Origin of the sequence: Pseudonocardia endophytica, assembly GCF_004339565.1 — a bacterium.
Lineage (GTDB): Bacteria > Actinomycetota > Actinomycetes > Mycobacteriales > Pseudonocardiaceae > Pseudonocardia > Pseudonocardia endophytica.
On the sequence record NZ_SMFZ01000002.1, the window covers coordinates 19,981 to 33,581 of the forward strand.

A 13,601-nucleotide genomic window follows, 5' to 3' on the forward strand; every position below is an offset into this window, starting at 1 on the left:
GGGTCTTCAACGCGCGAGCGGCCGTCGAGGTTCCCGCGCGGCGGCCGTCATGGCTGAAATAGATCCGTAATGAAAGTTCCAATGGGCGTCGAAGATCGACTATCGGGTGCATAAAGCGGCTCTGAGCTGCGACGATGATTAGTCGTTTATCGTAGTGTTATTCGTCACGATGCCATTGCTTGACCCTCGACCCGGTGATCCGCCTACCTTCGTTGCGGCTCGCCCCGACCGGAGCGGGCCGAACCGGAATGCCGGAACCGCCGCGTCACACGGACACCCCCGTCCCGCGGTTTCCGGACAGTCGACCTGCACAAGGCGGGACGGGGTACGGGCCGCGGGCGCAGTCGCCCCCGAACGTCGCTCCCCATGCGTCGTGCGGTCGCCCGGTCGACGCGGGTCTGGATCCTGGGATGAGCGAAATGAGCAGCACTGGTATGTCCACCCGTGGGCGAATTGTCGGCTTCGCGATGGCCGGCCTGATCGCAGTGGGTGGCCCGGTGATGATGGCCGGCACGGCGAACGCCGCCTCGGCGAGCACGTGGGACCGCCTCGCGCAGTGCGAGAGCGGCGGTGACTGGTCCATCAACACCGGCAACGGCTTCGGTGGCGGCCTCCAGTTCACCGACTCGACCTGGAAGGCCTTCGGCGGCAAGGGCCAGCCGGAGAACGCCTCGCGTTCCGAGCAGATCGCCGTCGCCGAGAAGGTCCTGGACGCGCAGGGCTGGAAGGCCTGGCCGGCCTGCTCGAAGAAGCTCGGCCTCCGCTGAGCCGTCCCGCCGGCACGCCCGGCGGACGGACGGTGGGACCTCGCACGGCCGGCGACCGACATGGTCGCCGGCCGTGCGCCGTGTCCGGGGTCATCCGCTCCCCCGGGGCCCGACGGCGACCAGCACGACGTCCGGTTGTCCACGGTCGACCGGAATCTCGTGACTGTGGACGGTCGCGAAGTGACCGGCGAGCCGGGCCTCGAGATCCGGTGCCGGAGCGGCACTCCAGACCGTCAGCACGCCACCGGGGGACAGTGCCCGCGCGGCGCGGGCCAGCCCCCGGTCCCGGTACAGGTCGTCGTTGGACGGTGTGACCGTCCACTCCGGGCCGTTGTCCACGTCCAGGCAGAGCGCGTCGACGCCGGCCGGTTCCGCCGCATCCATCCAGTCGGTGAGATCGGTGACGTGGACCCGCACCCGGTCGTCGTCGAGCGCGTGACCGTGCACCGGGGCGAGCGGGCCGCGGTTCCAGCGGACCACCGCCTCCTCCCGCTCGATCACGTGCACCTCGCGCACGGCAGGTCGGGTGAGCGCCTCCGCGAGCGAGAACCCGACGCCCAGGCCGCCGATCACCATCCGGCCCCTGGCCGGCATCGCGTCGGCCGCGGCGCCGACGAGCAGCCGCTCCGAACGACCGTCACGGGTGTCCATCAGGAACACGCCGTTCTCGACGATCTCGAACACACCGTCCCTGTGGCGCAGGACGAGCTCGCCGCCCCGGCCCGTCGTGCGCTCGACGACGCGGGAGTCCATCAGTACGAGCGCGGGAGCCCGAGGACGTGCTCGGCCACGTAGTTGAGCACCATCTCCTGCGGCAGCGGGGCGAGCTTCATCAGGCGGGACTCGGTGAAGTAACGCGTGACGTCGTACTCGGCGGCGTAGCCGAATCCGCCGTGCGTCTGCATCGCCCGGTCCGCCGCGAAGTGCGCCGCGTCGGCGGCCAGGAACTTCGCCGAGTTCGCATGTTCGCCGCAGGGCAGGCCCGCGTCGTAGCGCTCGGCGGCCTCGCGCACGACCAGGCTCGCCGCGTGCAGCCGCATGTGGGCCTCGGCCAGCGGGAACGAGATCCCCTGGTTCTGGCCGATCGACCGTCCGAACACGACGCGTTCCTTCGCGTACTCCGTGGCCGCCGCCATCGCGGCCCTTCCGATGCCGAGCGCCTCTGCGGCGATCAGGATCCGCTCCGGGTTCAGACCGTCCAGGATGGACCGGAAGCCCTTGCCCTCCTCGCCGACGAGGTCCGCGGCGTCGACCGGCAGGTCGTCGTAGACCACCTCGCAGGACACGACGGCGTTGCGCCCCAGCTTCTCGATCGGCGTGATCGTGACCTCGGGGCGTTGCAGGTCGGCGAGCAGCAGCGAGAGCCCGTCCGTGCGCTTGGTGCACTCCTCGATCGGTGTCGTGCGGACCAGCAGCAGGACCTTGTCGCAGTACGGTGCCTTCGACGTCCACACCTTGCGTCCGCGCACGAGGTACCGGTCGCCGTCGCGGCGGGCGGCCGTGCGGATGGCCGTCGTGTCCAGCCCGGCGTCCGGCTCGGTCACGCCGAACGCGACGTGCAGGCTGCCGTCCGCGACGCGCGGCAGGTACGTCCGCCGCATCTCGTCGCTGCCGTACTTCACGACCGGGTTCATGCCGAACACCGAGAGATGGATCGCGGAGGCGCCGTTCATCGCGGCACCGGACGCGGCGACCTCCTCCATCACGACGGCCGCCTCGCCGATCCCGGCGCCACCACCCCCGTACTCCTCGGGGATGGCGATGCCGATCCAGCCGCCGTCGGCCAGCGCGTTGTAGAACTCCCACGGGAACTCGTGGTCGCGGTCGTGGGCGCGCCAGTACTCGCCGTCGAACTGACGGCAGACGTCACGGACGCCCTCGCGGATCTCCTTGTACGGGTCGTCCTGGACGTCCACGGGTTCCTCCTCAGGCCGCGCGCAGCCTCGTCACGACGTCCAGGACGAGCCCGGGGTCGGCGTCGTAGGGCGTGTACAGCGAGATCCGGTCGACCAGGTCGCGGTAGCGGTCGACCATCCCGGACGCCACCTCCTCCGGTGAGCCGGCGACGGCGAACGCGTCCAGCACGTCGTCGTCGATCAGGCCGGCCATCTCGTCCCACGCCTGCTGCTTGGACAGCCCGTTCAACCGTTCCGCCAGCTCGCCCCAGCCGTGGTGCTCGAGCACCGGGCGGTACGGCGGGGTGGACGCGTAGAACGCGATCTGGCGGCGGACACCCTGCTCGGCGGCGGCGCGGGCGTCGGCGTCCGCGCCGAGCACGGCGAACACCGGCAGGCACACGTCGAAGCCGTCCAGGTCGTCCCGCCCGCGGCCGCGCTTCAGCGAGGGGACGGTCACCTCGGCCATGTACGACGGCGTGGTGAGCGAGTGCGCGAGGATCCCGTCGGTCACGCGGCCCGCGACCTCGGTCATCCGCTCGCCGACGGCGGCCAGCATGATCGGCGGGTTGCCGTGCGGGTTCGGGCCGGGCGAGAAGAACTCGGTCATCAGCGTGTGCGAGTAGTACTCGCCCTTGTACTGCAGCCGTTCGCCGGTCGCCCACGACTCCCAGATCGCCCGCACCGCCCGGATGAAGTCCTCCATGCGAGCGGCCGGGTTGCTCCACGGCATCGAGAACCGGCGCTCGATGTGCGGCTTCACCTGGGAACCGATGCCGAGGTCGAACCGCCCTCCGGACAGCAGTGCCACGTCGTTGGCCTGGTAGGCGAGCGTCATCGGGTTACGGGCGAACGCGACCGCGATCCCGGACTGCAGCCGGATCCGCGACGTGGCACGGGCGGCCAGTCCGAGCGCGACGAACGCGTCGTGCGCGGTCTCGGGGACCGACACCCCGTCGTAGCCCTCCTTCTCGGCCGCGACGGCGACCTGCTCGGTCTCCAGCGGGTCGGCGGTGAAGCTGCCGGTGGTGTCGACGCGCACGCTCGTCAGTTCCTCTCGGGTACGACCCGGTCCAGCCAGGTCAGCAGGTCCGCGACGATCTCGTCGCGGTTGGTCTCGTTGAACACCTCGTGGCGCGCGCCGGGCCAGACCTTCAGCGTCACGTCGGTGAGGCCCGCCGCGCGGTAGCGCTCGGGCATCGGGTTCACCAGCGCGAGCCCGGCGTTGACGGGGTCGGCGTCCCCGACGGTGATGTAGATCGGCAGGTCACGGACCGCGGACAGCGTCCCGGCGTCGGCCAGCGGGCGGGCGTCGGTGAACATGGCGACGGTGCCGGGCGTGTCCAGGCCGAAGCCGCAGCGCTCGTCGCCGACGTAGAGGTCGACCTGCTCGGCGTCGCGGGAGAGCCACTCGTAGCCGGTGCGGTCCTCGAACGGCGCGTTGAACGACGCCAGGTCCAGGGGCCCGGACAGGTCCAGCGCCGGTTCCAGGAGGTCCAGTAGCCCGGTGCCGGACAGGATCACGGCGTCGACCCGGTCCGAGTGCGCCGGCAGGTACTGCTGCACCGCGAACGAGCCCATGCTGTGCCCGAGCAGCACGACCGGGACGCCGGGGAACGTGTCGCGGCCGATCCCGACGAGCACGTCGATGTCGTCGACCAGGCCGGCCCATCCGGTCTCGCCGAGCACGCCGTGCCGGTCCGGCGACCCGGCGGTGGCGCCGTGCCCGCGGTGGTCCTGGCCCTGCACGACGAAGCCGCCCGCGGTGAGTGCGGTGGCGAGCGCGGCGTAGCGGAGCATGTGCTCGCCCATGCCGTGCGTGATCTGGACGATCCCGCGCGGCGGGCCGTCCGGGAGCCACCGGTACGCCGCGATCGCGGTGTCGTCGGCCGCGGTGAACGTGAACGTCTCGTGCGTGCGGACCGAGTCCGACATGCGACCACCTCGTCGTCCGCTGGCGAGTCCGAGTGGATCGCTCGGACCTTTCCCCGGATCGTGCTGCACCGCAGTCCGGCCGGTCAATCAGCGTGCCGGAGTACTCGCCCACACCGCGTACAGCGGGTCCCCGCCGTCCGGTGTGTCCCATCGCCCGGCCTCCGGCACGTCGAAGCCGCCGCTGCGCCGGAAGTACTCGCCGACGATCCGGACGTGCGTCTCGTCGTCGGTGGCCAGCCAGCCGCGGATCGCCTTCGTCGGGAAGCAACGGTTGGAGAACGTGCACGCGAACGTGCCGCCGGGGACCAGCACGCGGGCGACCTCGGCGAACACCGCGACCGGCTGCACGAGGTAGTCCACCGAGACGGTGCACACGCAGGTGTCGAACACGCCGCCGTCGAACGGGAGCACCGGGTCGGCGTTCAGGTCGTGCCGCACCCGGTCGCGGGCCATCGGGTTCTGCGCGAGCTCCTCGGCGTTCATCCCCAGCACGGTCAGGTGCGCCGGCTCGGTCCGCAGGTGCGAGACCCACGACGACATCAGGTCCAGCACCCGTCCGGTGGCCCCGATGTGGGCGTAGAACTCGCCGACGGCGGCGATCGCACCGTCGTCGATGTGCTGGACCAGGCGCGGCGGGCCGTAGAACGCGGCGTCGTCGACCTCGTCGGTGCGCGAGAAGAAGCCCGGCGGGAAGTCGCCCGGAGCGTCGGTGCTCATCACGCGCCCTGGCCGCGCCCGGTCGACGGGCGGCTCATCGCGCGCCCTCGCTGCGCTCGATCGACGGGTGGGTGCTCATCGCGCGCCAGTGTTCCTCCCCTTCGCCGCTCCCCGCAGGACGGGGCGTGCGGCACGATCACGACCATGACCACGTTCGTGCTGGTGCACGGCGCCTGGGGCGGCGCGCACGGTTTCCACCTCCTCCGTCCGCGGCTGCGCGCCGCGGGCCATGACGTCGTCGCGCCGCCGCTGACCGGCATCGGTGAGCGCTCGCACCTCGCCGCACCGACCGTCGGACTTCACCTGCACGTCCTCGACGTGGTGAACGCCGTGCTCTACGAGGACCTCACCGACATCGTGCTGCTCGGCTTCTCCTACGGCGGCATGGTCGTGACCGGCGCGCTGGACGCGATCGGCGACCGGGTACGCGAGCTCGTGTATCTCGACGCGTTCGTCCCGGCCGACGGCCAGAGCGCCGCCGACCTGGCGCCCGCGATGGCCGCCGCGATCCCGACCGGGCTCGGTGCTCCGTGGCTGATCCCGGGCCCGGACCGCGAGTACGAGGACCCGGCCGAGGGTGCCTGGAACGCACCGCGGCGCAGCCCGCAACCGGTCGCGACGTTCACCGAGGCGGTACGCACCGCCGTGCCGGTGGACGATCGCCCGCTCGGCCGCACCTACATCCGCGCGACCGGGGGGCCGGACGTCACCGGCGGAGCGTTCGAGGCCGCGGCCGCGCACGCCCGCTCGTCGAACGCGTGGCGTTACCACGAGATCGAGACCACCCACATGGTCCCGCAGAACCGCCCGGACGAGCTCGCCGCGATCCTGCTCGGGCTCGCCTAGTAGGCGATCCAGGTGCCGGTGCGCCGCGCGACGGCGTACACCTCGTCCACGGCCCACGCGTCGAGCGCCGGCGTGAGCCCGCGCAGCGCCGCGACCAGCGCGCCCTCGGTCGCGACGATCACGTCGTCCGGCCACCGGCGCACCTGCATCGCGGCACCGACGAGCGCGACGACCGGCCGGACCGGCAGCGTGCGCAGCACCGGAGGGAGCCGCGGCACGAGCAGGTCCCGCGCCCGCGCCGCCTCCCGACGGGCGTCCGGCACCGCCGTGGTGCGGAACCCGTCCACGACCAGCGCCTCACCGTCCAGCTCGATCCGCCCGCCGCGGTGGTGCCGGGTGTTGACCGTGCACACCCCGGGTGGCCCGACGAGCACGTGGTCGATGTCCGCGCCACCGTCCAGCGGCACCGAGTGCAGCACCCGCCAGGACGGTGGCCGGTGCAGCAGCCGGTCCCGCCTGCGTCGCCGCTGGGTCAGCGACTCGAGCAGAGCCGCCGCCCGTTGCTCCCCGTCCGCTCCGACCCGCCAGTTGCGGTCGGCACCCGGGCCGTGCGCCACGCGGCGGCGGGCGGCCTCGTGCCCGACCACGCGGCCGGGGTAGCTGGCGGTCAGGTCGTCGGGTGCGTGCAGCGTTCCGTGGTCCATACGCGCAGTGTGGCGCGGACCACCGACAGAAACGGATAATGTCGAGGTGGGAGGAGGGCCCATGCACCGAATGCACCGCCCGGCCGACCCGCGGTTCGAGTCGCCCGTCGAGAAGCAGATCCGCGAGGCCACCGAGCGCGGCGACTTCGACAACCTGCCCGGCAAGGGGAAGCCGCTCCCCGGCGCCGGGAAGACCGGGCCGATCGACGAGACCTGGTGGGTGCGCGGGTACCTGCAGCGCGAGGGCCTGTCGACGGACGCGCTGCTGCCGACGTCGCTTCAGCTGCGCAAACAGATCGACAAGCTCCCGGAGACGCTGCGCCCGCTGCGCGACGAGCGCTGGGTCCGCGACCGCGTCGAGGAGCTGAACCGCCAGATCGTCGACCACATGCGCCACCCCGTCGGGCCGCGCGTTCCGATCCGCAAGCTGGACCCGGACGAGGTGGTCGCCGCCTGGAGGGCGGACCGCCTGGCCCGGGAGACGGCGGTCCCGGCGTCGCGTCCGGAGACCGGGCCGGTGCCCGCGCCCGCGCGCCGCTCCTGGTGGACCCGCCTGCTCGGCCGCCGCTGACAGCCTCGCGCCCGGCACCGGCCCGGCCGTCGCCGGCGCCCCGGACCGAGTTGCGCGAGAGCAGCTCTCGTACGGTCGCGCGGCGCGAAAGGAGCTCTCGTCCAACCAGGGCCGGGACGCCGCGATCCGCGGGAAGCCCTGCGAGAGCAGCTCTGGCGCGGCAATACGGTGCGAGAGGAACTCCCGTCCAGCAGCGGCGGGCCGGATCAGGCCCGCGTCGCCGGTGTGCGTGGCGCGAGATGCCCTGGGCTGGGCAGCGGTGTCCCCGACTCGAGCAGCGTCTTGAGCGCGGACAGGATGGCCGGCCAGCCCTCGCCGATGTCGCGGTGGTCCTGCTCGCCCTTCGCGTCGGCGGTGAAGCCGGTGTGCAACACGGAGAGCTTCACCACCTCGTCGCCGAACGGGGAGATCGTGAACTCCACCGTCGTCGCCGGGCGTCCGGCCTCCTGCTCGGCGCGGCCGGTGAACGTGTAGGACAGCCTGGTCGGCGGCTCGACGACGAGCACCTCGCCGATGAAGTCGTCGCGCTCCGGGTGGTAGGCCTCCAGTAGCGCGCCGGGCGTCCAGTCCGAGCGCAGCTCCGCGCCTCCCCAGTACTGCATCGTGAACTCGGGCGTGGTCAGCGCGTCGAACACCTGCTGCGGCGTCGTACGGATGTAGGTCGTGTAGACGTACGTACGGTCACTGATCTCGGTCATCGGTCTCCTCCAGCGCGGCCCGCAGGTTCGTGATCGCCTGCACGCGCGCTCGTTCGTACTTGCCGATCCACCGGTCGTGGATCTCCTGGATGGGCACCGGGTCGAGGTGGTGGAGCTTCTCCCGGCCACGGCGGAGGGTCGAGACCAGCCCGGCGGACTCCAGCTGTGCCAGATGCTTCGAGACGGCCTGGCGCGTCATCGCCAGGCCGGTGCACAGCTCGCCGAGGGTCTGCCCGTTGCTCGCGTGCAACCGGTCGAGGATCTCCCGCCGCGTCGGGTCGGCCAGCGCCCGGAACACGGCGTCCACGTCGGTCACGGACGCCACAATAGGCAACCAAAAAGTTGCATGTCAATCGGTCGAGCCCGATGGGCGCCGTTCGTCCTGTGCGCGTGACGAACCCGTCCACCGGGACGAGGGATCGGGTGAGGAGGACCGATGGACTACATGCTTCTGATCTACGGGTGCGAGCGGACGGAACCGGACAGCGCCGCGTTCCGGGCCACGCTGGCGGCCGTGAACGCGTTCACCGAGGAGTGCCGCGCCCGCGGTGTCTGCCGAGGCTCGAACCCGTTGGAGGACACCGGGACCGCGACCACCGTGCGGGTCCGCGACGGCGAGGCGTTCACGACCGACGGCCCGTTCGCCGAGACGCGCGAGCAGCTCGCCGGCTACTACCTGCTCGACTGTCGCGACCTGGACGAGGCGCTCGAGCTGGCCGCCCGTTGTCCGCTGGCGGCCGAGGGGTCGATCGAGGTCCGCCCGGTGCGCCGGGTGCCCGGCCTGGCGGGCGATCCGGCCGCCGAGCTCCACCGGCTGCTCTCCGAGTGATCGCTGTGCTGACGACGGGTGCCGCGCTGGCGGACGTCTACGCGCGTGAGCGCGGCCGCGTCCTGGCCGGTCTCGTCCGGGCGCTCGGCGACGTGGGGCTGGCGGAGGACGCGCTGCAGGACGCGGCCGCGAAGGCCGCGACGAGCTGGGCCGACGGCTCGGTCCCGGACGACCCGGCCGCCTGGCTGATGACGGTCGGACGCCGCTGCGCTCTGGACCGGCTGCGCCGCGAGTCCGTCGGCCGGGAGAAGTACCGCACGCTCGCCGCGACCGACAGGGGGGAGGTCTCCGAGTTGTCTACATGGGACGGATCGCTGGAGCGGCTCGGCGACGACCGGCTCAGCCTGCTGTTCACCTGCTGCCACCCGGCGCTCGCGATGCCGGCCCGGGTCGCGTTGACGTTGCAGCTGGTCGGCGGCCTGACCGCGGCGCAGATCGCGCGCGGCTTCCTGGCCACGGAGGCGACGACGGCGCAGCGGCTCGTGCGGGCCAAGCGCAAGATCCGCGACGCCGGGATCCGGATCGCCGTCCCGTCCGACGCGATGCTGCCGGACCGCCTGGACGGCGTCCTGACCGTGCTGTACCTGATCTTCACCGAGGGCTACGGGATGCACGCGAAGGATCTCTGCGACGAGGCGTTGCGGCTGTCCCGGCTGCTCGCCCTGCTGATGCCGGACGAGCCGGAGGTGCTCGGCCTGTGCGCGCTGATCGCGTTGCAGCACTCGCGCTCCGACGCCCGCACGGACGCCGACGGCGGGCTGGTCCTGCTCGCCGACCAGGACCGGGACCGCTGGGACCGGGGCCTCGTCGAGGAGGGCACCGGGCTCGTCGAACACGCCCTGCGTCGTGGACGGCCCGGGCCGTACCAGATCCAGGCCGCGATCGCGGCCGTGCACGCGGCGGCGCCGAGCGCGTCGGAGACGGACTGGGAGCAGATCGTCGCGCTCTACGGCGAGCTGCGACGACGGGCGCCGGGCCCGGTCGTCGAGCTGAACCGGGCCGTCGCGGTGGCGATGGCCCGCGGTCCGGCCGCCGGGCTGGAGCTGATCGACGCGATCGACGGCCTGGACCGCTACCACCTGCTGCACGCCGCCCGTGCCGATCTGCTCGACCGGCTCGGCCGGTCCACGGAGGCCGCCGACGCCTACCGGACGGCCCTGCTCACCGTGGACGACCCGGCCGAGCGCCGCTTCCTGCAGGGACGCCTGAACGGCCGGTGAGACGGCCACCCGGCTTCTCCACCGACAGCACGGTCGACGCGATCAGCGCCACCTGGTGCGCGACCGACACGCCGGCCAGCCACCACAGCACGTCCGTCCCGCCTGCAGCCTGCGCGGTCGCCAGCAACCGGGTGCTCACCGCGACCGAGCTGGCGATCACGGCCAGCGCCAGCACCGTCTTCGCGACGACCCACCGGTACCGGAACACCCCCCACGGTGTTCCGAGCCCGGCGACGACACCGGTCAGCACGGTGCCGACGGCGAAGAACGGGATCATCCCTTCGCCGACGACCGCCATCACGTCCAGCACGAACGTGCTGTGCGGTCCGGTCCCGCCGAGCAGCAGCGCGACCGGCAGCGCCAGCATCACCAGCGCCAGCCCGGTCCAGCCGATCCCCAGCACGACGTGCGCGGAACGCACCCCCGACCGTGCCGGTCGCGCGAGCCGGAACCGCACGGGTGCCGGGGACCGGACGGTCACCGCAGGGCCTCCGGCATCAGCTCGTCCGCCGACGGCTCGCGCTCGGCGCGGCGGCTGTGCACGAACAGCGCCAGCGCCAGCCAGAACGTCGGGAACGCCGGGAAGAAGAACGGCGCCGGGCTGAACGCCCACGCGATCACCAGCGCCACGACGACGACGGCGGTCACCGCCGCGTGGATCGTGAAGATCCGCCGGGCGCGCGGGGTCATCGGGCCGCGGCGCGGACGTGACGGGCGGCGGACCGCGGGCAGATCCGCGACGAGCGGGACCAGCTCGTCCCTCGTCCGCGCCGCGTAGGCGGCGGCCTGGCGCTCGTCGGACTCGGCCAGCGTCAGCCTGCCCTCGACGGCCGCCTCGCGGAGCCGGTCGGTGACCCGCTCGCGCTCCGCGTCCGAGGCCAGCACGGCCGGAGCCGGTGTGGGTGTGGTGTCGGTACTCATGGTGTCCCGCCTCTCGTGGGTGATGGCGGCAAGCCTCCGCGCGGCACGCCCCGCGCGCGTCCGCCCGGCGGCGGCGATCCGGCTGCTGTCCTCGGGCGACGGGCCGGGTGCCCGCTACACCCGTGGGAGTAGCAGCCCGGTCTTCTCCAGGAGGACGCTTTCTGTCGGTGCCCTGCCCTACCGTGACCCACGTGCCCGCCGCGACCCGTCCGAGCTGGTGGGGCGGTGTCCCCCGGACACTCGCCCTGCCGGCCGTCGTCGCGTTCCTGACGTTCGGCAGCACGGCGTTCGCGGCTCTGCGCCAGCCCTACGCGCGCCCGCTGGACGTGCTGGGCGTGGTGCTGCTCGTGATCGGGCCCGCCGCGCTGGTCGTGCGGCGGGCGTACCCGCGCGAGGTCGTCGTGCTGGCCGCCGCGGCCGTCGTCGTCTGGTTCGGGCTCGGCTATCCGGGGAGTCCGATGCCCGCCGCGGCGGTGATCGCGCTGTTCGGGGCCACGGTGGCCGGGCACCACCACGTCGCGGCGATCACCGCGGCGACGTCCATCGCGGTGCTCGCGGTGTGGACGTACGTGGCCGGCGGGACGGTCTCGTGGCCGGGCGTCCTGATCGTGCTCGCCTGGCTCACGGTCGTCGTGGCGGCCGGTGTCCTGTGGCGGTTCCGCCGGGAACGCCGTGAGCAGGTCCGCGCGGCGCTCGCCGAGGAGCAGCGACGCAAGGCGGGCGAGGAACGGCTGCGAATCGCCCAGGAGCTGCACGACGTGCTCGGCCACCACGTCTCGCTGATCAACGTCCAGGCCGGCGTCGCGCTCTTCCTGCTCGACGACGATCCGGAGCAGGCCCGCACGGCGCTCGCCGAGATCAAGCGGTCCAGCCGGGACCTCCTGCGCGAGATGCGCTCCACGCTCGGCGTGCTACGGGGAGTGGACGCCGCGGCGCCGCACCAGCCGACTCCCGGGCTGGACCGTCTGGACGCCCTGCTCGACGACGTCCGCGCCGCAGGCCTCGAGGTGACACTACGGACGGCAGGCGACACGCGACCGCTGCCCACCGGCGTCGACCTGGCGGCGTACCGGATCGTGCAGGAGTCGCTGACGAACACCCGCCGGCACGCGGGCGCGTCGACCGCGACCGTGCTGATCGGCTACCGGGACCGGGAGCTCGAACTGCGCGTCGACGACGACGGCACCGGACCACCGGCCGTCGAGACCACGGGTGGGAACGGCCTGCTCGGCATGACCGAACGCGCGCACGCGCTCGGCGGGACCCTGGAGGCCGGCGCCGGGCCCGACGGCGGGTACCGCGTCCGTGCCCGGCTCCCGCTCCCCGAGCCGGCGGAGGCCGTCGTGGAGACCGGCGACGCCACGGTCCGCCGATGATCCGGGTCCTGCTGGCCGACGACCAGGCGCTCGTCCGTTCCGGGTTCCGGGCGCTGCTCGGGTCGCAGCCCGACCTGGAGGTCGTCGGCGAGGCGGCGGACGGGGCCGAGGCGCTGGCCCGTGTGCGGGAGCTGGTCCCGGACGTCGTGCTGATGGACATCCGGATGCCGGGCACCGACGGCCTCGCCGCCACCCGGGAGATCACCGCCGACGCGGGCCTGGAGACCGTGCGGGTGATCGTGCTGACCACGTTCACCGAGGACTCCTACGTGTTCGACGCGATCCGCCACGGCGCGAGCGGGTTCCTCGTCAAGGACTCCGAGCCGGAGGACCTGATCAAGGCGATCCGGATCGTGCACGGCGGTGACGCGCTGCTCGCGCCGGCCGTGACCCGCACGCTGATCGCCGAGTTCGCGGCCCGTTCACGGCCGGGGCCGGGCACCGCGCGGGCGCTGGAGGGACTCACCGACCGGGAGCGTGAGGTCGTCGCCCAGGTCGCGGCCGGTCTGACGAACGAGGAGATCGCCGGGACGCTGTTCATGAGCCCGACGACGGCGAAGACGCACGTCAGCCGCGCGATGTCGAAGCTCGGCGCGCGGGACAGGGCCCAGCTCGTCGTGCTCGCCTACGAGAGCGGCCTGGTCCGGCCCGGCTGGGCGACCTGAGTACGGTCACGCCCGTGACGACCGTGTTCGTGTTCAACGGCCCGAACCTGAACCTGCTCGGCGTGCGGCGCCCGGACGTCTACGGCACGACCGTGCTCGCCGACGTCGAGGCGCTGTGCCGCGACGAGTGCGCCCGCCACGACCTGGAGCTGGACTTCCGGCAGACGAACCACGAGGGCGTGCTCGTCGACTGGGTCCAGGAGGCGGGCGCCGCGGTGAAGGCGGGCACGGCCCTCGGCGCGGTGCTCAACGCCGCCGCCTACACCCACACGTCGGTCGCGCTGCACGACGCCGTCGAGGGCGCCGAGCTGCCGACGATCGAGGTGCACGTGTCCAACGTGCACGGACGGGAGACGTTCCGGCACCACTCGTACGTCTCGCCGGTCGCGGCCGGGATCGTCGTCGGGTTCGGCGTCACCGGGTACGCACTGGCGATCGACGGCCTGGTGCGGCTCCGGCGCCCGAGCCGCAGCGTCTGAAGCCCGGAACACGGCGAAGGCCCGCCCCCGGAGGTTCC

18 protein-coding genes are annotated in these 13,601 nt (G+C 72.9%); 8 read left to right on the top strand and 10 right to left on the bottom strand.

All coding sequences use genetic code 11. The annotated features are described in order from the left end of the window. The first annotated feature begins 419 nt into the window (after positions 1-419). On the top strand, positions 420-767 hold the full coding sequence (locus tag EV378_RS18845; RefSeq protein WP_424511245.1) for a transglycosylase family protein: 348 nt from the start codon (positions 420-422) through the stop codon (positions 765-767). Positions 768-857: 90 nt separating this feature from the next. On the opposite strand, the gene EV378_RS18850 is transcribed toward EV378_RS18845, so the two are convergent. The 5 genes from EV378_RS18850 to EV378_RS18870 form a co-directional block, all read right to left on the bottom strand. Continuing rightward, entirely contained in the window at positions 858-1,520 is a 663-nt protein-coding gene (locus EV378_RS18850) for a spermidine synthase family protein (RefSeq protein WP_132428169.1), read from the bottom strand. Next, positions 1,520-2,683 carry an acyl-CoA dehydrogenase family protein gene (locus tag EV378_RS18855; protein WP_132428171.1) on the bottom strand — a complete coding sequence of 388 codons (1,164 nt, stop codon included), beginning with the start codon at positions 2,681-2,683 and terminating at the stop codon, positions 1,520-1,522. The genes EV378_RS18850 and EV378_RS18855 overlap by 1 nt, the downstream gene beginning before the upstream one ends. A 10-nt stretch (positions 2,684-2,693) precedes the next feature. After that, entirely contained in the window at positions 2,694-3,704 is a 1,011-nt protein-coding gene (locus EV378_RS18860; RefSeq protein ID WP_132428173.1) for a TIGR03617 family F420-dependent LLM class oxidoreductase, read from the bottom strand. 5 nt (positions 3,705-3,709) lie between these two features. Then, positions 3,710-4,597: an alpha/beta fold hydrolase gene (locus EV378_RS18865; RefSeq protein WP_132428175.1), complete on the bottom strand. Its 888-nt coding sequence runs from the start codon at positions 4,595-4,597 to the stop codon at positions 3,710-3,712. Positions 4,598-4,684: 87 nt separating this feature from the next. Continuing rightward, positions 4,685-5,314 (bottom strand): class I SAM-dependent methyltransferase, encoded by a 630-nt coding sequence (locus tag EV378_RS18870; RefSeq protein ID WP_132428177.1) that lies wholly within the window; start codon positions 5,312-5,314, stop codon positions 4,685-4,687. A gap of 144 nt (positions 5,315-5,458) precedes the next feature. On the opposite strand from EV378_RS18870, the gene EV378_RS18875 reads away from it, so the two are divergent. Continuing rightward, positions 5,459-6,160 (top strand): alpha/beta hydrolase, encoded by a 702-nt coding sequence (locus EV378_RS18875; protein WP_132428179.1) that lies wholly within the window; start codon positions 5,459-5,461, stop codon positions 6,158-6,160. Here the strand turns inward: EV378_RS18875 and EV378_RS18880 are convergent. After that, on the bottom strand, positions 6,157-6,804 hold the full coding sequence (locus tag EV378_RS18880; protein ID WP_165922394.1) for a nuclease-related domain-containing protein: 648 nt from the start codon (positions 6,802-6,804) through the stop codon (positions 6,157-6,159). The genes EV378_RS18875 and EV378_RS18880 overlap by 4 nt on opposite strands. 61 nt (positions 6,805-6,865) lie before the next feature. Here EV378_RS18880 and EV378_RS18885 point away from each other — a divergent pair, with 61 nt between their 5' ends. Then, on the top strand, positions 6,866-7,375 hold the full coding sequence (locus tag EV378_RS18885) for a DnaJ family domain-containing protein (protein ID WP_132428183.1): 510 nt from the start codon (positions 6,866-6,868) through the stop codon (positions 7,373-7,375). Between the two features lie 206 nt (positions 7,376-7,581). Here the strand turns inward: EV378_RS18885 and EV378_RS36925 are convergent, their stop codons facing one another. Both EV378_RS36925 and EV378_RS36930 read right to left on the bottom strand, forming a co-directional pair. Further along, positions 7,582-8,073 carry an SRPBCC domain-containing protein gene (locus EV378_RS36925; protein ID WP_132428185.1) on the bottom strand — a complete coding sequence of 164 codons (492 nt, stop codon included), beginning with the start codon at positions 8,071-8,073 and terminating at the stop codon, positions 7,582-7,584. Next, on the bottom strand, positions 8,057-8,389 hold the full coding sequence (locus tag EV378_RS36930) for an ArsR/SmtB family transcription factor (RefSeq protein ID WP_341540443.1): 333 nt from the start codon (positions 8,387-8,389) through the stop codon (positions 8,057-8,059). Before EV378_RS36930 ends, EV378_RS36925 begins: the two co-directional genes overlap by 17 nt. A 120-nt stretch (positions 8,390-8,509) precedes the next feature. Between EV378_RS36930 and EV378_RS18900 the strand changes: the two genes are divergently transcribed. Together EV378_RS18900 and EV378_RS18905 are read left to right on the top strand one after the other, a co-directional pair. Next, the gene (locus tag EV378_RS18900) at positions 8,510-8,902 is read left to right on the top strand and encodes a YciI family protein (RefSeq protein WP_132428187.1); all 393 of its coding nucleotides are present in this window, start codon (positions 8,510-8,512) and stop codon (positions 8,900-8,902) included. Positions 8,903-8,910: 8 nt separating this feature from the next. Continuing rightward, on the top strand, positions 8,911-10,122 hold the full coding sequence (locus EV378_RS18905) for an RNA polymerase sigma factor (protein WP_132432381.1): 1,212 nt from the start codon (positions 8,911-8,913) through the stop codon (positions 10,120-10,122). Here EV378_RS18905 and EV378_RS18910 read toward each other — a convergent pair. Together EV378_RS18910 and EV378_RS18915 are read right to left on the bottom strand one after the other, a co-directional pair. Then, positions 10,064-10,603 carry a hypothetical protein gene (locus tag EV378_RS18910; RefSeq protein WP_132428189.1) on the bottom strand — a complete coding sequence of 180 codons (540 nt, stop codon included), beginning with the start codon at positions 10,601-10,603 and terminating at the stop codon, positions 10,064-10,066. The genes EV378_RS18905 and EV378_RS18910 overlap by 59 nt on opposite strands. Further along, positions 10,600-11,043, bottom strand: a complete 444-nt coding sequence (locus EV378_RS18915) for a DUF1707 SHOCT-like domain-containing protein (protein ID WP_132428191.1) — start codon at positions 11,041-11,043, stop codon at positions 10,600-10,602. Before EV378_RS18915 ends, EV378_RS18910 begins: the two co-directional genes overlap by 4 nt. 191 nt (positions 11,044-11,234) lie before the next feature. On the opposite strand from EV378_RS18915, the gene EV378_RS18920 reads away from it, so the two are divergent. Genes EV378_RS18920 through aroQ form a run of 3 tightly spaced genes read left to right on the top strand, consistent with a single transcriptional unit; the run spans position 11,235 to position 13,563 of the window. Further along, positions 11,235-12,419, top strand: a complete 1,185-nt coding sequence (locus EV378_RS18920) for a sensor histidine kinase (protein ID WP_132428193.1) — start codon at positions 11,235-11,237, stop codon at positions 12,417-12,419. After that, a complete protein-coding gene (locus EV378_RS18925) occupies positions 12,416-13,084 on the top strand; it encodes a response regulator transcription factor (protein ID WP_132428195.1) in 669 nt (222 codons plus the stop codon). Before EV378_RS18920 ends, EV378_RS18925 begins: the two co-directional genes overlap by 4 nt. A 14-nt stretch (positions 13,085-13,098) precedes the next feature. Then, complete coding sequence (gene aroQ / locus EV378_RS18930) at positions 13,099-13,563, top strand: type II 3-dehydroquinate dehydratase (RefSeq protein ID WP_132428197.1); 465 nt, start codon at positions 13,099-13,101, stop codon at positions 13,561-13,563. Positions 13,564-13,601: the final 38 nt, after the last annotated feature.